The organism is Zobellia galactanivorans (assembly GCF_000973105.1).
Taxonomy (GTDB): Bacteria; Bacteroidota; Bacteroidia; order Flavobacteriales; family Flavobacteriaceae; genus Zobellia; species Zobellia galactanivorans.
Window position 1 is genome coordinate 3,347,035 of sequence record NC_015844.1, and the last position, 23,340, is coordinate 3,370,374.

A 23,340-nucleotide genomic window follows, 5' to 3' on the forward strand; every position below is an offset into this window, starting at 1 on the left:
GATTTAAAGGGGTTCAATTCAAATATTCCGTGCATCTATCGGAGTACTGAAAAATGACCTGTAGAGGTTTTGCCCGAATCGGAGCTTTGAAACAAGTACCAATAATCGGTTTCAGGTAGTTTTCGTGATTTTTCGGTGTTATTTCCCAGGCCTACTTCGTAATTAGAAGGGTAGTATTTACTTGAAGGAAAGCTATTATAAAAGCCGAAATATTTGTTCTATATAAATTCTATGAGTGGTCCATTTTATTGCTTTAAGGTAAAATGGCCTTTAAATTCTTTGCCATTCTCTAAGTTGATCCTAAACCAATAGTCCGATGACGGAAGGGGCTGGCCGTTCATAGATCCATCCCAGCCAGTAGAGTTGGGGTAAATTTGCTTTACCAGTTTGCCGTAGCGACCATAGATGTGGATTGCCTGGTTTTCAAAATGGGTGATGACACCGGTTATTTGCCATCTATCGTTCGTGTCATCGCCATTGGGGGTAATGCACTTGGGGAATCCAATGACCGAGATTTCCTTTTCTGTGATACCGCACCCATTTTTACCACGTACCACGATGGTATAAAACCCGGTTTCTACATTGTTGAACCTATTTTCGTCTTGGTAATTTTTCCCGTCAAGGGAATACTCGTAGTCTCCATCTTCACGTACTTCTATCTCAACGATATAGTTGCCGAAGGATTCCTCAATGCTTACTTCTTCAATACGAATGGGGATTGAAGGGACAAGCAACAATGAAATGGGATATGTAATCTGGAATATCGCTATTTCCACAAACAACAATAGCATCGATACAGTCATTTGCTTGCTGGGAAATGCCGCGGAAAAAGCTTGAAATAAAAATTACCGTAAAGAAGAATTTCATCGTGTTCAATTATATTCCAAGGTCGAATATAATCGAAAGGGTGGGTCGCCAATAATTCGAAGGAATAAATACTAGAAAACTACGACCTATTTCGACTGGATTACCGGTAGAAAACGTTAAGAATTAGCTTTTATAAATCCCGTTTTTTCAAAAGGGCATAAGAACCGTAAATAAAAATGGCCGTCCATGCCAACACAATAAGTATTTCGTACCAATGTACATGATAGTTTAGAACAATTTCCTCTCCCATTTGGTTGACGGCGGTCTGTACGGCGCTCAATCGGGAGAAGGGTTCCTTTATCAGGTTCCACATGGCATTTAGGGGAAAAAAGCCCATAACAAAATCGGTTGTCTCCCCATCAAAAAAACGCCACCTGATGATGCCGCGTACAAAGGTCTCAAATACTTGCCACAGGATTAGAAACCCCAATGCAAAAGCCGACCTTTTTACCAAGATGCCCAAGAAGAGGCAGAAAGAGAAAAAACCGACCAGCTTAACAAAAAATGCAAGGAGGAACTCCAATCCCGAAAAGATAATGCCGATTTCGTTAAAGTCGGAATAGATAAGCCCTAAAATAAGGGACACTACAAATACAAAGACCGTTGATGCCAAGGCGAAGGAGATGACGGTGAGAAACTTCGATAGAATGAATTCCTTTTTTGAAAGTCCGTCTATCAAGTTCTGTTTAATGGTCTTGTTGCTGTATTCGTTGGCCATCATGGACACGATGACAATGGCCAGGAACAATTTAAAAAATGCGGTTATAAAAGCGTTGAAGTGCCATATGTAGGGAAAGTTGAAAATCCCCTGTTCGGCCAAGTGAAACTTTATCGGTCCGATATCGAATTTAACCGCGGCGACCAAGGCAATGGAACTTAGAAGTACAAAGTAGGAGAGGATTAAGATTTTGCTGGCCCTGTTGTTCCACAATTTTATGAATTCTATTTGTAAGAGTCGAGTCATGGCTTTTAGTTGGATTGGTTTTTGGTCAAGGTCAAGAATTGCTCTTCAAGGCTTTCTTTTCTTTTCACTAGGTGAGATAGTACAATACCTTGGTCAAAAAGGGTTTTGTTAAGTTCGCCGGCATCCATCTCTTCTTTTAAAAAGGCGGTGATGTGGCCGTTTTCCAATTTTATTTGTCCGAAACTTGCGTGCTTTTCCAGGTAGGTTTTTAATTTGTCGAGGTCATGGGTCTTTAGTTCAAAAAAACCGTGACTTGCTAACAAGCCGTCTACACGACCGGAGTATAATTTTTCTCCTTTTCTTAAGATGATAACATGGCTACAGACCTTTTCGACTTCGTCAAGCAGGTGCGATGCCAATAAAATGGTCGTGCCCTGTGAAGCGATTTTCTTTATGATTTCCCGTATTTGGTGAATACCTTGGGGGTCGAGTCCGTTCGTCGGTTCGTCGAGAATTAATATTTCGGGATCGTTGAGTAGGGCAGAGGCAATGGCCAAGCGTTGTTTCATTCCTAGGGAATAGGTTCTGAACTTACTGTCTTTACGGTCGAGCAATCCGACAAGTTCTAGCTTTTCCTCTATTTTTTCTTCACCCACCTCTTTTATTTTACAGACCAATTTTAGGTTTTGGACCGCTGTCATATACGGGTAGAAATTAGGTCTTTCAATGATGGCACCGACCCTTTTTAAGGCTTCGTGGGTCGTTGAAGAACCATCGAACCACTCGAAATTTCCTTCGGTTCGGTTCACGACGTTGAGAACAATGCCCAGTGTAGTAGACTTTCCACTTCCGTTAGGGCCTAGAATACCGTAGACATTGCCTTTTTCAATCGTAAAAGAAAGGTCTTTGACGGCGGTCAGGTACCCGAATTTTTTGGTGAGATGGTTAACGCTTAGAATGGTGCTCACGTCAAGTGTTTTTTAGATGGATTACTTAGTACTTGACGAGATACCTTATGGAATGTTACATAAAAATATTAATTTCTATTTACGCGGTAGGTGATTTTTCTATTCGTTATTACGTTAGTGGGGCTACTCCTGTTCACTGTCACGGTTTCGGAAGGGTCGTCCGTAGTGATATTGGAGTCGACCTGGTCTTGGCTATTGCTTACCGTATTCGTATAGTTCGCAGTTGTCATATAGATATTGGCTAAACTGGCCCTAGTGACCAAAGTCAAAGTTTCTAGGTCACCGGAAGTCATACCTCCAACATTCCAATCAGGATAAGTGAACGTTCCTTTGGATACGGAAGAGGAAATGAGCTCTAGGCCAGGGGGTAAAACATCGGTCAAGACTAGGTTGGTGACCGGGTCTATGCCTAAGGTTTCGACCGTAATCGTAAAAGTGACCGTATCTCCTTCGGTAACCGTATTTTGGTCGGCATCTTTTCTTAGAATGATATCGGGCTCACAATAGTAAGCGGTCAAAGGTTGCGAATCATAGGAACAGCCTCCTTTTGTAACCCGTACGTAATAATCGCCTGCATTGGTTGGTGTATATGTGGCACTATTTGCACCTGCGATCAAAGCGCCGTTTTCAAACCATTGGTAATCGTCAAAATTGGGGTCGACAACGACCACCTCTGCATTGGGCAAGCAACCGCCACCTGTAACTTGTAAGTCTACTTCCGGTACGGTATCAAAGCCTGAAAAATATCCGGCAATACCTCTGGCACCACTAAAACCAATAAATCCAACAGCAATTGGTCCCGTTGATTCTACGGTTACATCTCCGGTTAAGCCGGCAACATAATAGGTTTTCCACAAGCTTGTTCCTGCAACTGTGGAAGGGGCGGGTAGGACGACCGGTCCACTACCATCCGTTACCGTAATATTGGCATCTGGGGTTGAAGTAGAGGCAATTAGGGTTACCCCGCCTGTCATGGTTATTCCTGCGGCATCTTCTATATGTGTAATATTATCTACCGTATCGGGTAACAAACAGTTTACGGGGGCGATAAAGTTTAAGCCTTGGGTGTAAATAGCACTTGCCCCTGCCATTAGTTGATAGGCATAGGCATCCTTTGAGGTAGTTACGTACATATTTCCTCCTGCGGAAGAAACCGAGTAATTGCTTTCGGGAATCTCAAAATAATCCCCATCATTTATAGTGGCAATAGGGGTGGTACTTCCGTTGACATAGATATTGGTGCCGTTTTGGGTACCGATAATAATTGGTATTTCTGTTTCACTGGTACCGTTTCCTCTAATAAAAACATATTCCTTTCCCAGTTTATTCTGGGGTACCGGTTGGTCAATTGCAGCATCCCTACCCGAGTAACCGGTCCTAACACTTGTGTTAAGTCCCCCATTACTAATAACGATAGGGTTATTGGAAATCACGTCAGCTCCTAACCAGCCGTCGGCATTTGCGGGAGTTTCACCAACATAGGCCTCAAAGACAAAAGATTCATTGGCGTCTAAATTAATGGTGTAAGAATCGGCAGTTATTCCGTCTCTATCATTGCCTAACCGAAACTCACAACCTGGGTCATAACCTGAAACTGTTACCGTAGTGCCATCTTCGGTAGCCATTATTCCCAATGAATTTGTCAGGCTTCCTTGAGTTCCTTTATTCGGGGTTCCCCCCCACTTAAAATGGGTTCCCATCGCCTGCCTTCCTTTACTGGTCAAGGAAGTTGCTTGTGAACCGGACCTACCTCTGTAGTTCACGTAGAATTTTTGGCCGCCTGGAGCTTCCAATCGTAATCCGCCACCTGTAAGAACCACTCCCGTACTATCATTTACCATCATGGTAATGTTATTATCCCCATTGGCCAATACGATTTCTTGAGGTGTAGTTTTGGATAGGGTAGTAGAGGAGTATGTTGAGGTAGACGTGCCTTGATATATGTTAACGGGAAATGCCGTGGTTTCCGGAGTGGATAAATAAATGCTCTGTTGCGTAACAGCTTGGTTGTTGCCACCTTGTTTTAATGGCGGCAGATAATGAAGGTCGCTCAGCTGTGAAAACCCTGCGGCAGACACCATAAAAAAGAGTATAAACGAAAATAACTTTAGTCTCATTTTGAAGCGCTAGCGAATGAATGTTTGTCAAATCAACTCAAATTGTAGCATGTTGGCAAATATTAGTTGTCAAAGCCTTGTTTATAGTTGTTAAGGGTAAAAAAACAAAGGCAGCTACTATTGTAACTGTCTTTGTTTTAGTTGATTGTGCTTATCGGTAGAGGGTGAAATGTCCGACGAATTCCCTTGTGTCGGCCTCACCGTTCAATTTAATGATGTACCAGTAATCTCCAGAAGGAAGCTCCGAGTCTTGGTAAATTCCACTCCAACCATCTTGGTTGTCCTTGAACCGGTATACGGTACGACCGTATCTATCATAGATGCTGATAAAGATATTCGGGAATATTTCAATGTTTTTCGGTTTCCAAATATCATTGGCACCGTCTCCGTTAGGCGTAAAGAAATTAGGAATCTCGATATCTATAAATTCCATAAAGATACTTTCGGTAGTCTCGCAGCCGTTTTCATCGACTACGGTAACCAAGTAGGTATCCGTTTTGGTAATATAGAAGACATTATCGGAACCATTGTTGGTGTCACCGAAATAATAGGTATATCCTTCCCTACCACCGTTAACCGTTGCGGTAATCTCATTGATATTGGTCTGTTCTACCGTTAGGCTCAATGGCTCGAACGACTCTACCTCAAATTCGTAGGTCGCCATACAGCCGTTCGCATGTGAAATGGCAATGTAATGGGAACCAGGAGCGAGATCCCTAAAGAACGGATTCAGTTGCATTTCAGATGGATCGGTGGTGTCTAGGCCGAACAGCACGTCTTTTTCTATGCTCGTATCATCAAGAACTATATTCACGTAATTGTTAGGTGTATTGCCGTTACATCCGTAGACGGGTTGTACAAAAGCTCCTAGGTTGACTCCTTGGTCTATGGTTACCGAGATATTCTCTTCACAGCCTTGGGCGTCTTGAACATAGATGATATAGAATCCAGCCGCCAAACCGGTCAAACTGGTACGGTCTTGAACAAAATCGGCTTCTGTGGCCAAGCGTGTGCTATATGGGGCCGTGCCACCGGTAATGGTCAATTCAATGGCTCCATTTTCCTCGCCTACACATATCTCGGGTGATGCGGTAGCAGTTACTTCAAGTACCGTTGGTTCGGTTATGGTAGCGTCGATTACCTCAAAACAACCGTTGGAGTCTTGTGCAATAATGGTATAATCACCTGGGGCCAGTTCTTCAAAAACATTGGTATTGCTAAACCGACTCAAGTTCGGGGAAATGGCATATTGATAGGTACCTGTTCCGCCAGTCATGTTCACCACGATGTTACCGTCATTGGCACCGTTACAGGTGACATTGTTAATTTCGGTGTTGACCATTAAAGGCGCTGGCTCGTCTATGCGGATTTCTTGGGAAACCAGCTCGCAATCTTCGCTCTGTACCCTTACGAAATAGCTTCCCATTGGCAGGTCGGTAAACAGGCCTGACGTTTGGTTCGCCCGTATCTCGTTGGTAAGTGCGGCATCGGAGAAAAGGGCGTATTGGTAATTGCCCAATCCGCCTTCGGCCTCGGCCTCGATGGCTGCCGTGCTTTGTCCGTTACAGTTGACCGTAGCGGCCGAATCGTCTATTGAAACCTGTAGCGGTTCTATCGGATTAATGGTAACACTGTTGGTCAGTACGGAGACACAATTAAAACTATCGCGAATGTAATACTCATAAACACCAGGTGTTATGTTGGTGAACAAATGACTGTTCGGTCCACTGGTTTCGTTCATGGCATTGTAGGTAGTTCCATCCGTACTCCACATGTAGGGAGCGGTACCACCCGAAGCCGTCAATAGCAGTTCGGCATCGGACAGGCAGGTCAATCGCTGTGCCGTAACCAGTTGTCCCCCTACTTCGGTAGGTTCGACAATTTCTTCAACAGCGGTTTCAAAGCTACAGTTCATATCATCTAAAATGGTGATACTATAGAAACCGGACCTTAAGTTGTCGAAGGTACTGGTGGTTTGCGAACTCGATGTTTGCAATAGGGTCGTACCTGTGGCATCGGCATAGGTGTTGAGAATGTACCTGTAATTTGTGGTTACATTTCTTGGGGCTACCGCAGCCGTGACGGAGGCATCCGTATCGCCAATACACAGCAAGGTCGTACTTGAAATGGTAGCCGTAATCGGGTCGGGTACGACGAGTTCGAAGGCATTGGCGAAAGTCGGGTTACAACCTAAGTTATCGCTTACTTCCACGGTATACTGTCCGGCGCCCAATCCTTGGAAAAGGAAACTATGTACTTGGTTGGCCGTGTACGAGGTGCCTGAAGCATTATGGGTCAAGATAATGTCATAGGGTGCTTCGCCTCCTAGGGGTACGATATTGGCACTACCAAGATCGTTGGTACAACCTACGTCTTCCGTATCGATTGTTGCCAAGGTTATGGGTGCGCTTGGTGTGGTAATGGTAAACGAACGGACTTGACTACAATTTGGTAAATCATCTTGTACCACTTCTACCAAATAATTTCCGGCAGGTACGGCAATGGCCGGGGTAGGCCCTACATTGACCGAACTACCCGTGATTACCGCTGGTCCGTCGTCTGAGCGGTCCGCAGGGGTGTCATTGGTGTCGTAGATATAGTATGAGAATCCTGTGGTATACGTAGCGTCTACGAGGGTCAATCGTATGCTGCCGTTATCGCCGTGACAGACTACATCGGATAGCTTTTCAACGACGACATCAAAAGTATTGGGTTCTTCGACAGTATGGGTTCGGGTAATTTCGCATCCTGTGGTGATATTTCGAATACCAAAGGTATAGGTGCCCACGGCCAAATTCAAGAACTGGTTCGAAGCTTGGTATGTGGCAGATGGTAATTGCCTGAACTCATAGTTGCCAGGGTTGGACGTAAAGTCGGTAAAAGTGCTGCTAACATCTATACTGATGTCTTCGCCACTGTTGATACAGCTTATGTCCCTATCTACGGTGATGGTAGCATCTACCAAGGCATCGTAGGCGTTTATGGTAACAGTTTGTTCTGCAGAGCACCCGGCATCATCGAATACACGGACAATAATACTACCTCCGGCAAAATCCGTATAGGTATATGTCGGGCTTAATCCACTTTGTAAAATAGTACCTGTTGCAACATCTTCAAACTCGTAACGGGAATAGGTGCTGCTGCCACCTGACAGGGAAGCCTCGTCCAAGGTGATTAGGGCATTGTTGACCGCATTATCGGAAGTACAGCCAAATTGATCTACAACTGGCGTATCGAAAGTAATGGCCGGGCGTTCGTCAACCACAATAGTACGGGTTGTTGTGCAGCCATTTGTTCCTGTTGCAAGAACGTCATATGTGCCGGCAGCAAGGCCTTCAAAACTATTTGTCGTAGTATTGAATGTTGCGCTGGCGGGACTTAAGGTATATAACAAAGGATTAATGCCATTATTTATTTCGGTAATCGCTATTGCACCGTCAGTACCTCCATTACAAGTAACATCTGTCGCTGTTGCCGTAAAGTTGGGTACAACGGCATCTTCTACTTCCAAGGTGAATGTAATTGGGTTGCATAAAGGAGTGTTGGTATCATAAACGGAAACGGTATACGTTCCTGCGCTTGAAGCCCCATCCCAAACAATGGTATTCGCAGGACCGGGTATTGCCGTTCTTGCTTGGTTGACCGGTCCGGAAACTTCATATTCAAAGGAACCGTAGCCGTCAAAAGCGGTAATCGTAATTTCGGCATTCGGACTGCCACTACAATCCAATAACTTGGTAATCTGTGCCGTAGCCTGGAATTTAGGCGCTATATCGAAGTTTTCCGAATTACCACATCCATTTACATCGGATATCGAAATGGATTGTGGCGAAGTGGAGGAACTTAATCCCGTAACAGTGTAAACCCCACCAACAAAATTGGCACTTTGTAGGGCACCGCCGTTCACACTTATGTTGTACGGAGCGGTATCTGGGGTGGTCAATGTCACTTCTACGGAATAGTTGCCTTCAGCTACACAATAGTCGCTTATGACGATCGTATCAATTTCAGGGGCCGTATCAAAGCCTACGGTAACCGAAGTGTGCTGGATACAGTCATGGGCATCTTTAATATAGACGATATAATCACCTGCGGCAACGTTTTTCACGGTACCGGTTTCCCATCCGCTTGATGTTGTGGTCGGGGCCGTAGCCGTATCGGGTAAATATTGATATTCATACGGACCCACCCCGTAGCGTCCCGAAGCCGTAATGGTACCATCTTCGTTACAGTTGGCGTTTTTAGTGGCCGTAGCGGAAACTTCCAATAGGGTAGGGGCCTGTTCGATTACAAAGATGTCCGAAGTATTTACACAACCGGTATTGGTCCCGTCCGTCTCCGTGAACAGAATATAGAATTCACCGGGAGGCAGAAGGTCTTTTATTTCGGTTTCGGGGCCTCCGACAGCACCTGAAATACTTCCGGTTATTCCGGTACTTGTATTTGTGGCGTAATGGAAAATTTCATAGCCAACGGTAGTGGCATCGTAACCCGAAATGGTAAACTCAACCTTTCCGTCGGAACTGCCGAAGCACGTAATCGGTGTTGTACTGTCTATGGTAGAAGTTAAATTGGAACTGGTAGAAACCGGAACCGTAGCTTCTTGCATGTATTCACAGTTGGTATCCGTATCGTGTACAATAAAGGTATAGGTTACACCCGGTGTTAAGCCAGTAAAATTATAGCTGTTGTCCAATACCGCATCTTCCGGGAACCAAGCGGGATCGCTAGGATCATACGGAGGTGCCGGGAATACGGCGAAATAGAACGAACCGGCTCCCAATGGGCCTGTAGAAGCTTGGGCCTCCACTAGCATTTCCCCACTTCCGGGCGTACAACCAGAGGCGCCTTGGGTCGTAATCAAAATATCCGGACCCGTGGCAATCGTAACCGAGCTCACGGTTTCACAACCATTATGGTCGGTTACGGTAACCGTATATTCTCCAAAATTCAGACCGGTAAAGGTATGGTCATTGGTGCCCGAAGAAGTGTCGTAAGTTTCAGAAACGCTAAAATCGGCATTATTGACCCTATAGGTATACGTTGCAGTACCTCCAGTGGCATCGATAGTAATCGTACCCAACTCTGTGCCAGTAGGCGTACATTGTAAATCGGTAGATACAATATTCGGATTTATAATAGTTGGCTCATTAATAGTCGTAGTTCCTGTTATGGTACAATTTTTACTATCGGTTACGGTAATCGTATAATCACCTGCGGCCAAACTCGTGGTATTCTCGCCATAATCCGTTGAGGTAGTCGTGTTGTACACATTGATGGTGTATGGTGCCAAACCTATGGAAGTATCGATGTCGATATCCAAGGCACCGGTATTGTCTCCGTTACAGGTTAGGTGGGTCGGGGTAATAGTTGTTATTGCCGGGGAAACGGCTTCCGTAACCGTTACGGCATTGGTAACAAATGTACACGGCGTAGGGGTTGAGGTGTCGGTGGCCCTAAAGTAATAGGTGCCTGCAGTACTTGTAGAAAAAGTATCTGCGGTAAATCCGGTAGCATCCCATGGTCCCGTCGTTGAAGTGGACCATTCATAGGTATAGCTTCCCGAACCACCGGTGATGTTGAGGTTGATCTCGGCATCGTCGGTACATGTTTTGTCCGATTGTAAAGTGGCGTTGCCGGTCAATTGCGGACTAATGGTAACACTTTTTTGTACAGGTCCACAGCTATAAGCATCCTCTACATCAATAGTGTATGTTCCGTTGGCCAAGCCCGAGAACGTATAGGTCGTAGGGGTAGCCGATGCCGGGGTAACCCAGCCGCCGCCGTTTAGACTGAAGGTGTAGTCGCCATTACCGGAGGTGACATCAACGGTAATGGTAGCGTTGTTTGCACCGTCATAGCATTCGGTATAGGTGATATCGAAATCTATGGTTTCGGGAGCGGAAACCGTTACCGGAACAGTGGAAAGTACTTCACAACCATTGGTGTCCCTGACACGAATTAGGTAATCGCCGTCGGCCACGTTGTTAAAGATGGTGCTGGTTTGATAGCTTACAACAGGGGTGCCCGAAGTATCTTCCAATTGATATTCATAACCTGGTGTACCACCCGTAGCCGAAGCTTCTAATGTAGCTCCTGTATTGAGGCATGTATATTCTGCTGTTTGTTGTAGGCTGGGTACTATGGCCGCTGGAGCGGTCAGGGTTATCGATGTGGCCGAAGTTGCCGTACATGAATTGTCATCTACTTTTCTAACCATTATTCCATATGTACCATCGCCCAGTGTAGCAGGGGTGGTAATTGGGGAGGTAGTTTCGGCGATCCAACTCGTACCCCCGTCCAAAGAATATTCATAGCCGAAGGCAGGGTCGAAATTGTTGACTTCAAAACGGATGCTTCCGTTTGTATTGCCGTTACAAGTAGGGTTAGTGCTTCCCAATATAGCCACTTCAAAGGCTTTTCCTGTTTCTACGGAAACCGTGATGTCTTGGGTTTTTTCACATAGTTCAGGAATCTGGGAGGCCTGGATATCGTCCAAGACCAAGAAGTTTCCATAGTCGCTATCCAAGTTGGTGCGTAATATCACACCAACGCTAGTGTTTGCTCCAGGATTAAAGGTAACCTCCCTTAAATGCCAATCATCGGCATTGTTATTTTTAGGAATTGCCGTAGTGGCGGTGCTACTAATAAGGGTTCCTGAAGCATCTACAAGCTCTACAAGAATTTCAGGGTCGTTGCCCAAAGCACCGGTTTTTAATAGGTTATAGGCGTAAAAAGATATGGTAATGTCTTGGTCGGGGAGGACTTCCAATCCAGACCTAGACCATAAGATATTGTTGCTGCCCGCTGAGGTACTTACCCCTATGGCCATGAATCTGCCATCCGTTAGTCCGGTATGGTCGTTAGGGGTTCTCCATGAGGTGTTGGGGTTGGTAACCGCTGTGGTGACCGTATATTCCCCGTTGACCAAAATGCCTGCAGGACCAAGGTTACAGGTGGTTGCACTACCGTTTTGCGGTTCAAAACAATAGCCAGGCCCGATTTCTCCGATGGCCGTGCTTATACCCGTGCCAAAATCTTCGAAAAACAAGGTACTTTGACCGGCGGCCAAGGTGCTTGTGTAGCCTACGGTAACGGTTTTCGTACCAGGGGTTACATTGCTGAAGATATTACTGTCAACTGGCGAATTGTCCGATCCGTCGATTTGGTAGGTATATTCAAAGTCCGTGGTGTTCGACGGGGTTATGGTAATAACGCCGTTACCATCGCAGTTATAGGTGACGTCACTGTCGAAGCTGGGGTCGGTCGGACTGTTCGGTACGGTGATTTCCATATTGAAGGTACAGCCCAAGGCATCTTTAAGTACCAATTGGTAGGTGCCCGAAGAAAGCCTTCTTTCGTTCGTAGCTTGAAACGAACTACCTCCATCAAAACTATATTCATAAGGCAATTGCCCTCCATTGGCATTTAAAATTTTGATCAAGGCCCCTGAAGGATTGCAAGAAGCGTCTTCTAGGATAGCCGGTGATGCTGTAAGTCTAAACGGTTGAACGATTTCATAGTCTATGGAAGCCACACATTCGTTGCTGCCCGTACCGCTTGAATCCTTTACAGTAATCGTATAGTTGCCGCTAGCAAGGCCGTTAAAGAAATTTTCGTTTTGGTAGGTGGTGCCTCCATCCAAACTATATTGGTAGGGAGGGGTACCGCCCGAAGCGTTTATCGTCAAGACCGCGGTAGATGAGTCTGCACAAACAATATCGGTGTTAGTGGCAGAAATACTAACGGTTCCCACATCGTCCATATGTACGATATTGGAGAATCCATAACATCCATTGTCATCTTTAACAATAAAAACATAGTCGCCATCTTCGTTGGGGAAATATGCAGCGGGACTTCCCCGGTAACCGAATAAAAAGTTCGAGTTAGCGGTAAAATCCGTATCGGGGATACTGTTTTCATCGGCGTAATTTGCGATGCCGTCCTTACTCCAAATCGCATATTGATAGCCTGTGGTACCGCCCGAAGGGGTCAAGTTGATAACACCTGCGGTACACGTAATATTCTCTTGGTTTGCAGCGGTCAGTTGCAATTGTGGAATTTCATCCACGGTGATGGTCTGACTGTCGGTACAACCATCCGTAGTGCTGGTGACCACTATATAATCGCCCGGGGCAACACCAGTAAAGGTGTGCGTATTGTCGTTGACGACCATTTCCGATTGAATGAACGAGCCGCTACCTCCATTACTGCCGTCATCTAAGAACAACTCATAGCTGTAAGTAGGTGAAACGTTCAAGGCTTGTACGGCAACGGTTCCAAGTTCGTCGCAATCCGCTGGGGTACTGCTTAGGTTGACCTGAAAGTTTCGTTCTTGAATTCCTATATCCTCGGTTTCAAAAACACAACCGTTCGGAATAGGGGCTCCCGTAGCAGGGTCGAGTTGGGTAACCTGTACTTTATAAGTGCCACTAGTGGCAATGCTAAAATCAGGGCCTTGTCCCGCGCTGAATGGAACCTCTATAGTATTGTTCGATACATTGTACAATTGATAACCATAGCCGTTACCTACACCAGTAATACGTATGGAGCCATCGGTATTACAGATAATATCCGAAGGGGTATAATCGAAATCCAAGGTGTTTTGATAAACGTTGAAATAGAATCGGCTGAAACATCCATTTTCATACGCGATAACCACTCTAAAGCTTCCGCTTTCGGTTACTGTAAAATTATTTTGTACCGTCTGTACGTCCCAGCTACATGTACTGTTTGTGTTGGCGCATTTATCGCTAACGGCCCCACAACTTGATTCGTCCAGTTTTTGCCATGTTATACTTTGTGCATCAGTGATCCCCAATTGGATGGAAGCACTGTCATTGATGCCGCAAAGGAAAATGTTGGGCAGCAAACTTCCGTCTATAGAGCATTCTACAACTTCACCTTGAATGTCATTATCGGGGTTGGAATCACTATTGACTTGATTGAAGTAATCGATAATAGGGTTGGTCTGGACCGTTCCAAAACGATTTACGGTGATTCGTTCCACATGATCGGAACATCCGGCAGCTCCTGATTTTTCAACAATGTAGTTTCCTACTGTGGTGGCGGTAAAAGTACTTGGGTCGCCACTGTTGGGTAGGGTCTCCCCAGAATCGATTTGTCCGTTGTTGTTAGTATCAATTGCCCAGTTGTACGTGGTAAAACCGGAACCGGCGGTAAGGGTTACATTATCGCCACAAAGTAGGACCGTTCTGGCTAGATTACAGTTGGTGAGCGCATTGGCTACGTTATTGGTGGCAACCTCCAATGTAGTAGTACAGGCTCCTGCAGGGTTACTGCCGTCCTCGTCCGAAAAAGTATTGGTGTTCACCGTGCCGGTATAAGTGGCATAGGCCTGGTTCTCAAGTTGCGATGCACAGGCGGCAACGAACTCGGAACAATTACCGGAAATGGAAACCGTTATTTTGATCTTGTACTCCGGGTCGCCAATCTGCACCAAATCATCAGGAATGGTAAAACTGATGGTTTGCGTATTGGGGTCGTAGGTATGCGAAGCCCCTGGGGCATCACTATAATCTACATTGTCTAAAGTTACGTTGTCGGGAAGTACATCTCTTATCGTAAAATTGGTGGCATCGTCATCACCTGTATTTTGAAAACGGATGACATAGTTAAAAGTGTCTCCCAAGTTCAGGTCTTGGCCGTTAATGTTTGTTCCGCCAAGTTCCTCTGAAGTATTTCCTAAAACAATGATAGGCGCATAGACTTGGGTGTATGAAGCTGCATTTACAGTTCCGTCGATAGGGTCGACTACAGGTACTCCCGTGCCGTACTCTCCACCGTCGCCGCCATCTGCGGTGTCGTCTTTGTAAAATTCGTTGGCGTCACTACAACCGTCGCCATCACTATCTAAATCCAATGAATCGGGGTAATTGTCACCATCGGTATCACAACCGGCCGTTAAAAGCACGCCACGCATATTGGTGGGGCCCCTTACATCTTGGTCTATGGTAACGGTATTATTTCCAGAGGGGTTCCAGGCAATGGTACTGGGCGGGGTGTCAAGAACCATGGGTTCAAGGGGACTACCAGTGGTCCTTTTGCCAAATAGTTCGAATGTACCGCTTTGGTCGATTACAATCCGAATTACGGGATTACCGTTGGAGCCACTTACGGTCCATATGCTCGAATTGCCGTTTGTTCCATGTATGCTGCCATCTAAAAAGCGGGCGTAATTCCCTCCGGCACCATTTTCAAATTGTATTTCCCCGGCAATATCATTCCCATTGATGCTTAAGTAGAACGAGTTGTCCAATGAAAATACGTCGAGTACCAAATAGTTGTTGAGACTCATTAGGTTACTGGTAACCGGGGTGCCGTTAGTAATGTTGTAGGAAAGTGTGTCACACTCGTCCTCGTCATAAATACCGTCATTATCGTCATCAAGGTCAACAATGTCGATTACACCGTCTTTGTCAAAATCATTATGAACGATGATATGGGCAGAGGGGTTGTCGTCCGTAATATTGGTGTCGGGTTGATCTTGTGTGTTATATGCTGTATTGGTCAAACTTAGCAATGGCAGCGTATCGATTTCATCCGCTTGTACCTCTAGGGTCAAAAATGCGGTTTCACCACCGTTCAAGGTTCCAATATTCCAAGTGTTACCACTCCAAGTGCCTGTTATGGTCTGTGCATTTACAAGGCTCAGTCCTGCGGGAATATCATCCGTAATTCTTAAATTGGTCAATGGGCCAACACCAAGGTTTCTGACTTTTATGGTAAAGGTTGCCATTTCGCCTTCCACGATTTCAGACTTGTCTACGGTTTTGTTCACCACGACATCAGGGTCGCAATAATAGGCCGATATCGGTTGGGAATCGTAGGTACACGGTCCTTTGGTACCTCTAACGAAGTAGTCTCCCGCTACGGAAGGGGCATAGCTTTCACCATTTGCTCCGGGAATCAATACTCCGTCCCCAAACCATTGGTAGGCATCAAAATTTCCCGTAGCCTCAAAAATTTCGGAACCTACAAAGCAACCGCTTCCTCCGCGAATACCTAGGTCAACGACAGGTACGGTGTCAAAACCGGAGAAATAACCGGCCACGCCACGTGCACCGTTCAAACCAAAAAATCCGACCGCAATAGGGCCAGTTGATTGAACGCTTACGTTTCCGGTGAGGCTGGGTATAAAAATCGTTTTCCAGTCGGTAGATCCCGCCACCGGGGTCGAAGCCGGTAGTGCAACCGGGCCGCTGCCATCGGTTACGGAAATATTGGCATCAGGAGTGGTGGTGGCGGCAATGATGGTAACACCTCCGGTTACCGTAGTGCCCGCTATATTTCTGATGTCGGGAATGTTGTCCATTACATCGGGTAAGAGACAGTTTACCGGGGCAACAAAGTTAAGTCCGTGGGTATAAACCGCACTACCACCGGCCATTGATTGGTAGGCATAGGCATCTTTTGAGGTCGTTACCAACATATTGGCTCCGGCCGAGCTACTGGAATAGTAGGTGCCGGGAATTTCAAAATATTCGCCATTGTCTATAGTGGCAATAGGCGTAGCGCTACCGTTCACAAATATTTGTGTGTTGTCGGCAATACCTATAATCAAGGGGAATTCGGTCGAATTGGTACCATTTCCCCTAACAAAAACATAATCCTTGCCCAATCTATTTTCGGGCACGGGTTGGTCGATGGCAGCATCCCTATTGCTGTTGCCGGCCTGTCTACCGGTGTTAAGTCCACCATTACTGATAACTATATTTTTATTGGCTTCTATGCTTGCTCCGATCCAACCGTCTACATGGGCGGTAGATTCCGATAAAACCGTTTCGAATACGAAAGATTCGTTGGCATCTAGGGTTATGGTATACGAATCGTCGGTAAGCCCATCGGGATCTCCTTGTAGGCGGAATTCACATCGGGGGTCATAGCCGTATAAACGCACTGTGGTATTGTCTTCGGTGGCCATAATGCCCAAGGTGTTCGATTTTGAACTATGTGAACCAAGGTTGGGCAAGCCTCCCCATTTGAAACGGGTACCCATAGAAACTCTACCTTTGGAGGTCAGAGATGCTGCCTGGGCCGCTGAAACACCGCGATAGTTGACATAAAATCGGTTACCGCTAGGAGATTCAAACCTTAGGCCTGCATCGTCCAATACCACTCCGGTGTGATTGTTGTCAACTAAGGTGATATTGTTGTCACCGTTACTCAAGGTATAAACGGCCGGACTAACATTATTGATATTAAAAGTAGCAATCGGAGTACCGCTTGTTCCCCTATAGGCGTTTACCGTAAAAGAGGTGGGCTCAGGCGTAGAAAGATAAATAGCCTGTTGCTGTATCGCTTGGTTGTTTTGCCCCTGTTTTAATGGGGGAAGGTAATGCAGGTCGCTCAATTGGGAGAAACCTAAAAATGCATTAAACGCTGTTAAAAAGAAAAGAACTACTTTAAGGTATGGTTTAAGCAAATTAATCATCGGTATGGATGGTTTGATGTGGAACAACAAACAAATAAAACGTACTTTGATAACATGGCTAAAAAAATGTTGGCAATCGTATATATTCTGTTGTTTTAAGTGCAAAACCTGTTTTTTAGGTTTAAATTATTTTGCAGAATTGCCTAATTTGTAAGTAAATTGATAGTATGTCAGAAGAGAGGTTAATGTCGAAAAAAAAGCCGGCCTATCCGGTGTGTAAAAAATTGGACCAATATTTAGAGCATTACAGCCGAAAAATTGAGATCCCTATTTTTTATGAAGATTTGTTGCGGTTTTCAGGGTCGGTTGTCGTTTATGATGCGGATGATGAAGATACATTGTGGGTCAGGGTCTACTACTCTGAATTCGATAGGATTGAAATAGATAATAGCCTAAAAAAGGTATATTCCATTCTACATTCCGATGGAAGCAATAATATTCACCAATACCTTAATATAGATGCCGTCGATTTTTGCACCTTCGGAAACTCAAAGCCTTTTCGAATCAAGGTAAGAAATATTCTCAACGATAACTTCACCTATTTCTATGTAAAGAAAACCGATGCGTCGCGGATATACGGACTTGAACTGGAGCACATGCTTTCGCCTTATAACCTGAATTTTTTGGTTTATAAGGATACGCTCATAGAAGAGCACATAGCGGGTATACCCGGTGATGTTTTTATTAAGGATATGTTGCCCAATTGTACCGAGTCGGAAAAATCACAATTGGCCAAAGAGTTCGTAAAGTTCAATGAGCGTTGTATGATCCGCTTATTGGGTGATATGAGATCTTATAATTACGTTATTGTTCCTGTACACGATTTTGATCATGTTGTCTACCGCATACGGGCCATAGATTTCGACCAGCAGTGTTTTGAAGGAAAGTTAAAGGTCTATCGACCTCAATTTTTTAAGGAGAACTTTGAAATGGTAGAGTTGGTCAGGAAGAAGTTGAAGCGTGATTCCGTAGATCAGTATAAACTAGAGGAAAGATCGATCGTAGCCAAGAGAATATTGAGTTCGGGGGCACGTATAAAACGATTGCGGTCTATTGGGAAAAAAGACACTATTTCTACCCAGGAAAATATTGAAATGTTGCGTGAGCAGATTTATGAACTTACGCTAGATCAGCAGTTCAGAAAGTCGAAAACTATGGGGGAAGTATTGGATCTGGCCTTGAACTTTGTACGCCGTAATTACGAAGATGTAAGTATGAAACAGATTATAGAACACCGAATAAAAATCTAAAAAAAAAGCTATCGAGTGCACTGGCAATCGATAGCTTTTGATAAGAAACAATTTTGTACTAGCTTTTTTCCTCTTTGTTGAAGTATACCAAGTAATAGTACATCTGACGTTCTTCGTCCCACCCTTTTTCAACAAATTTTTCTGCCGACTCAGGGTTGATAAAATCCATTTTTATCTGAATATTGGTGTCAAGGTTGATGACGTTCTTTATCTTTTTACGGGCATCGGAAACCGCTTTGTTGGCAATGTCAAAATTGGAGACATCTTCAATACTGTATTTTGGGCCTTTTTCTTCTTTGTAATGTTTGAATTCGGGCACCAATTCGGGGTTTTCGAGTACCTCGTTTAAAAAATTGGTCTCTTCAAAAGCATCGTTTTTGGCAAAATGGTTGACTGCGCGATTCATGAAAAGCACTTCTTGCTGTTTGTCTTCGGCAGGTAATACCACGTCTTTGGCGAAATTCTGACAAAATTTCAAGTAGTTTTTGGTGTAGAAATTCTCATCGGCCAAGGGGTCGACACCCAAAAAGTTTTCGAGCCAGTATTTGGTGTCGTAGCGGTTGCTGTCTACGGAAAGTACTTTATATCCTTCCTCCTTATTGACATTAAAAATAAGACAGCCCTTGTCGAGCTTATTTATATTGATACCTTGTTGAATAACGATATCTAGGTTGTTGCCCCTTTCTTCAAACTGAAGAAAGTCGTGCTTAAGCTCGCTTTTAAAGATACCGATGGCTTCGGTCTTGACATTGTCGAGCATTACGTTTGATAAATGGGCCACGTAAACCTCTCCGCTCTTAATATGTGGGTGGTTCGATTGTTCGAAAAGGTGGGTGGCAATTTTTTTCGAATTGGCATGCATGCTCTCCGGGTCGTCGAATATGGCGGAAACGATCTTGTAAAGTTCGTTGAACTCTACATCTACATCATTCGTCAATTTAAAATAGTTCTCCTCTTTTTCGCGGAAAGGCTTGAAGAAATACTCTTTTAAAAGACCAGTGGTCTCATCATTGAGCGAGAAGGGTTCTTCGGAAAGAAAAATACCTTCACTCTTATTCTTGTTCCCCACTCGGTGCAGGGAAATCGTTTCGATTTGGGTAGGGTAGAGGTTAATCATATGTCTATAGTTTTTTTAATTTTAGAAAGGTCTGGGTACGTGCCGTACGTCCAGAAGGATGAAATGTAATGAAAGGGAATGCTATTTTAGGAAAATATCAGTTCCAGTTTTCATCAAAATCTAAATCATCGTAATTTTCAAAGGTATCGTCGAAATCGAAGGTAGGCTTCGACTCAAAGTTTTTTTCCGGAGGGGTTTCCGGAAGTTCCCCAAAACTGAACAACAGGTTCGGGTAGGTTATGCCGGCCTCATAGGAAACAATATCGGCGAGTTCGACATAAAATGTCCACATACTCAAAAAGTCGTAGACATAGATAAGTTTCGGACTCTCTTCGGTCATGACATCCTCTAAGAAGGTTTCGTTCATCAAACGAACGTCAGACCCGTTTTCACTCATGTCGAAAAGGGCTATTTCTTCGTCTTGGTTCCATTCTTCGTCACAGGTATAAAACGAGGCCATTTCATTGCCCAAAAAGCCAAAAGACTGTGCTATGGCATTGTGAAACTCTTCCATAGAAGTACTGGCCTCTATTTCGAGGTCTCTGAAAATATCCTCTTGGGCATCTAAAATGACACGTATCTTATAAATCATAACCGCAATTTTTAAGGGAAGACAAAGTTACGAAGATTTATAGCTTCTTTTGGCACTTAAAGCCTCTAAAAGCAAATAAAACTGAACCCCAAAAAGTAAGCTTGCCAATACAAGATGAACCGTTTGTGAACCGAACGGAAAATCAAAGTAATACATGGCAATGCCCGAAATGACCTCAATAGACAAAAAGGCCAATACCCAATTGATCTTTAAAAAATGAAGTTTGTACTTGTAGATACGTTGTGCCAATAATAGGTTGAGCAAGACAACTATTATAGAAAAGGTCCGATGTACGTAAAATTGCCAGTTGGCATTCGTCAACCATTGGTCTTTTGCCGCTTCGCCAAGGAGGTCTATACGGTCGTCGACAAATTGCCTGACCTGGGTGCCCAATACTACCTGAATTATGGTCAAGGCCAATACAAGCCATAAAAGCGGTACTATGTTTTTATGCGTTTTGGGTCGTTCGGCCAGGGGCTTGGTCTCATGTATAATATAGAGGATAAACGCTACGATTACCAAGGCCATGACCATATGCACGGTGATCTTTACAGGCTCTAAAAGGGAATAGACTACAGTGGCACCCAGCCACGCCTGAAATCCCATTCCGAAGACCACCAACCAAGATAAAAAGGTTATTTTTTTGTTCGTTTTCAACAGCTTGAGCGAGAAAATAGCTAGGGCAAGGGTAGCTAAACCGGCCAAGGCCCCGAAAAGACGATTAATATATTCGATCCAAGTATGGGCAGCGTTAAATTCGGCGTAATCGTGCTTTGTGTAGGTTTTCCATTTCGACCGGTCAAAGGAAGAACCGGTATTAAAATCTTCCACTGCAACTTGAAGGGTTTGGTCAACAATGATAATTTGGCCCTTTTTAAATGGGGTATCGGGTTGCCATTGCAACTCTGAAATTTCTGTCGGGGGAATATAATGTCCAAAACATTTGGGCCAGTCCGGACAGCCCATACCACTGCCGGTCATACGTACTACGGCACCGGCAATAATGACGAAATACACGAGAACCAAAGCTACTTTCGCAACTTGTCTGAATTTTTTTTGCATAGGTGTGTTTCCTTTGTGCAAAAATAGGACTAGTTGAAGAATTTTGGCCCTTCTTCCGCTATTTCTTATAGAGGAAAAGCTTATTTTTCTATGACGATGAATTCAGAACGTCGGTTCAGCTGATGTTCACTTTCCGAGCACTTGACACCGTTGGCACATCGGTTCAATAATTGGGTTTCCCCATAGCCTTTACCTGAAATGCGAGAGGGGTCGATTCCTTTCGATGTAATATACTCGACCGTTCTCATGGCCCTTCGCCTAGAGAGCCATAAATTGTATGCATCCCCTTCCCGGCTATCGGTATGTGAACCTACGGCTATTTTTATATCGGGTCTTTTACTCATATAATCGACCACCTTGTCCAGTTCCGCATAGGCATCTTTCCGTAAGTAAGAACTGTTCAGGTCAAAATAGATGGGAGTGAGCTCCAAGAGTTTGACCAAGTCGGAACCTAAATCGGCCACCTTGGTCGATTGTTCTAGCTCTAAATGGACATCTTGAACCTGTTTTTTGTCTTTAGGGGTGAGCATATATAGGTTGGACGCTTCATAACCTTCCTTGGTGCCTGACAGCTGGTATTGTTCCTTTTGACAGGGTATGCGTAAGGTGTAGGAACCATCCGAAGCCGTTACCGTCTGCGACAGGGTTTCCCCGTCATGGGCAAATGCTTCTATTAAGGTCTCGGCCAGGGGCTTATCGGTGTCCTTGTCACGGGCGATTCCTTCAATAAAGGTGAAACAATCCGAATCACTTCGCTTTAAGATATAAATATCGTCATTGCCAATACCCCCTTTTCGGTTTGAAGCGAAATAGCCGATTTCGCCAGATGCGTCCATTACCAGTGAAAAGTCGTCATCAGGACTATTAATGGGGCTTCCCATATTGGAGACCTTATCGTTTTTGTTGATGTCTATTTTAAAGATATCGAGACCTCCAAGGCCCGGATGTCCATTGGAAGCGAAGTATAGTATACCCGAATCGGAAATGAACGGAAAAGTTTCCTTTTCCTCCGTATTGATAAGTTTACCTAGGTTTTTGGGCTCCCCGAACTTGCCATTGGATAGTATATCCACTACATAAATATCAGATGCGCCCATACCTCCGGGCATGTCGGATGCAAAATAGAGCTTGGTACCGTCACTACTTAAAGAGGGGTGGGCTACCGAATAATTAGAGTTGTTAAAGGGAAGGTCTTCCGGTTCGCTCCAAGTACCATCGGTAAGCCGAGACCTGTATATTTTTAGCCTACTTATTCCGTTTTTATCTCTTTTAAACGATTTTTTAGAGAAGTTGTTTCTAGTGAAATAAACCGTTTTGCCGTCTTTTGAAAACGCGGTAGAAGATTCATTGGCTTTGGTGTTCAAGGTTTCTGAAAGTCCCGAAGCTTTTCCTGTTTGGCCATCTTCCTTAATTTCCGTTTGGTATAAATTAAGGTAGGGTAATTTATTGTATGTCTGTACATCGAGATCTCTGGCCGTGGTAAAGACTAAATTCCCCGAAAGGTATGAGGGGGCAAAATCAGATTCCTCAGAGTTGAGGTCGATCAGGTTTTTTATGGTGTATTGTTCTTTTGGAATCTGTATTTCCTTTAAATAATCCGTATTGTCGGCATAAAGACTGGCGCGGATGTCATTCTTCTTTATCTTTTTGAACTTTTCCATCCAATGGTGCGAGTCTTCATATCTTTTTATCGATTTAAGGGCAAGGGCATAGCGATAGAGGTAGTCGGGTGAGATGGCGATCTCATCGTTTTCAAGAAGTTTTTCGTACCAGAAGGTGGCTACGTCATAGTTGGCGTTGTGGTAATTGGCATTGCCCAGCTTTTTATAAATGGTAATTTCGTCATATCCTTTTTTTAATAGGGATGGATATGATTCAATATTTTGCATATAGGCATAGTGGTCAAAATTATCCGTGTCGCCTTCTTTCTTGTTTATTTGGGAATGGCCGTAAGCACCCAAAAAGAGCAAAAGAAGCGGAACTAGCTTATGTATTGGCAGGATGCTCAT

The 23,340-nt window shown here is 44.5% G+C and carries 10 protein-coding genes; 1 reads left to right on the top strand and 9 read right to left on the bottom strand.

Annotation, left to right across the window (positions count from 1 at the left end; genetic code table 11):
* Positions 1 to 245 precede the first annotated feature (245 nt).
* The 5 genes from ZOBGAL_RS13645 to ZOBGAL_RS13665 form a co-directional block, all read right to left on the bottom strand.
* A complete protein-coding gene (locus ZOBGAL_RS13645; RefSeq protein ID WP_046287496.1) occupies positions 246 to 791 on the bottom strand; it encodes a T9SS type B sorting domain-containing protein in 546 nt (181 codons plus the stop codon).
* Between the two features lie 206 nt (positions 792 to 997).
* The gene (locus ZOBGAL_RS13650; RefSeq protein WP_013994222.1) at positions 998 to 1,831 is read right to left on the bottom strand and encodes an ABC transporter permease; all 834 of its coding nucleotides are present in this window, start codon (positions 1,829 to 1,831) and stop codon (positions 998 to 1,000) included.
* 5 nt (positions 1,832 to 1,836) lie between these two features.
* On the bottom strand, positions 1,837 to 2,739 hold the full coding sequence (locus ZOBGAL_RS13655) for an ABC transporter ATP-binding protein (protein ID WP_013994223.1): 903 nt from the start codon (positions 2,737 to 2,739) through the stop codon (positions 1,837 to 1,839).
* Between the two features lie 68 nt (positions 2,740 to 2,807).
* Complete coding sequence (locus ZOBGAL_RS13660) at positions 2,808 to 4,856, bottom strand: DUF11 domain-containing protein (RefSeq protein ID WP_046287497.1); 2,049 nt, start codon at positions 4,854 to 4,856, stop codon at positions 2,808 to 2,810.
* A gap of 151 nt (positions 4,857 to 5,007) precedes the next feature.
* Positions 5,008 to 17,310 (bottom strand): T9SS type B sorting domain-containing protein, encoded by a 12,303-nt coding sequence (locus ZOBGAL_RS13665; protein ID WP_046287498.1) that lies wholly within the window; start codon positions 17,308 to 17,310, stop codon positions 5,008 to 5,010.
* A gap of 167 nt (positions 17,311 to 17,477) precedes the next feature.
* Between ZOBGAL_RS13665 and ZOBGAL_RS13670 the strand changes: the two genes are divergently transcribed.
* Positions 17,478 to 18,560 carry a hypothetical protein gene (locus tag ZOBGAL_RS13670; protein WP_013994230.1) on the top strand — a complete coding sequence of 361 codons (1,083 nt, stop codon included), beginning with the start codon at positions 17,478 to 17,480 and terminating at the stop codon, positions 18,558 to 18,560.
* Positions 18,561 to 18,618: 58 nt separating this feature from the next.
* Here the strand turns inward: ZOBGAL_RS13670 and ZOBGAL_RS13675 are convergent, their stop codons facing one another.
* The 4 genes from ZOBGAL_RS13675 to ZOBGAL_RS13690 all read right to left on the bottom strand — a co-directional run bounded on the left by ZOBGAL_RS13675 (position 18,619) and on the right by ZOBGAL_RS13690 (position 23,340).
* Positions 18,619 to 19,677 carry a nucleoid-associated protein gene (locus ZOBGAL_RS13675; RefSeq protein ID WP_013994231.1) on the bottom strand — a complete coding sequence of 353 codons (1,059 nt, stop codon included), beginning with the start codon at positions 19,675 to 19,677 and terminating at the stop codon, positions 18,619 to 18,621.
* Between the two features lie 97 nt (positions 19,678 to 19,774).
* Positions 19,775 to 20,269, bottom strand: coding sequence for an IS1096 element passenger TnpR family protein (locus ZOBGAL_RS13680; protein WP_013994232.1), 495 nt, complete (start codon positions 20,267 to 20,269; stop codon positions 19,775 to 19,777).
* Positions 20,270 to 20,296: 27 nt separating this feature from the next.
* Positions 20,297 to 21,331, bottom strand: coding sequence for a COX15/CtaA family protein (locus tag ZOBGAL_RS13685; RefSeq protein ID WP_013994233.1), 1,035 nt, complete (start codon positions 21,329 to 21,331; stop codon positions 20,297 to 20,299).
* An 80-nt stretch (positions 21,332 to 21,411) separates the two neighbouring features.
* On the bottom strand, positions 21,412 to 23,340 hold the full coding sequence (locus tag ZOBGAL_RS13690; RefSeq protein ID WP_013994234.1) for an OmpA family protein: 1,929 nt from the start codon (positions 23,338 to 23,340) through the stop codon (positions 21,412 to 21,414).

What these genes read in the sequence shown, in the direction of transcription:
- ZOBGAL_RS13650 (WP_013994222.1), bottom strand. Translation starts at nt 1,831, where the DNA reads ATGACTCGACTCTTACAAATAGAATTCATAAAATTGTGGAACAACAGG.
- ZOBGAL_RS13665 (WP_046287498.1), bottom strand. Translation starts at nt 17,310, where the DNA reads ATGATTAATTTGCTTAAACCATACCTTAAAGTAGTTCTTTTCTTTTTA.
- ZOBGAL_RS13645 (WP_046287496.1), bottom strand. Translation starts at nt 791, where the DNA reads ATGCTATTGTTGTTTGTGGAAATAGCGATATTCCAGATTACATATCCC.
- ZOBGAL_RS13680 (WP_013994232.1), bottom strand. Translation starts at nt 20,269, where the DNA reads ATGATTTATAAGATACGTGTCATTTTAGATGCCCAAGAGGATATTTTC.
- ZOBGAL_RS13685 (WP_013994233.1), bottom strand. Translation starts at nt 21,331, where the DNA reads ATGCAAAAAAAATTCAGACAAGTTGCGAAAGTAGCTTTGGTTCTCGTG.
- ZOBGAL_RS13690 (WP_013994234.1), bottom strand. Translation starts at nt 23,340, where the DNA reads ATGAGCATCCTGCCAATACATAAGCTAGTTCCGCTTCTTTTGCTCTTT.
- ZOBGAL_RS13660 (WP_046287497.1), bottom strand. Translation starts at nt 4,856, where the DNA reads ATGAGACTAAAGTTATTTTCGTTTATACTCTTTTTTATGGTGTCTGCC.
- ZOBGAL_RS13670 (WP_013994230.1), top strand. Translation starts at nt 17,478, where the DNA reads ATGTCAGAAGAGAGGTTAATGTCGAAAAAAAAGCCGGCCTATCCGGTG.
- ZOBGAL_RS13675 (WP_013994231.1), bottom strand. Translation starts at nt 19,677, where the DNA reads ATGATTAACCTCTACCCTACCCAAATCGAAACGATTTCCCTGCACCGA.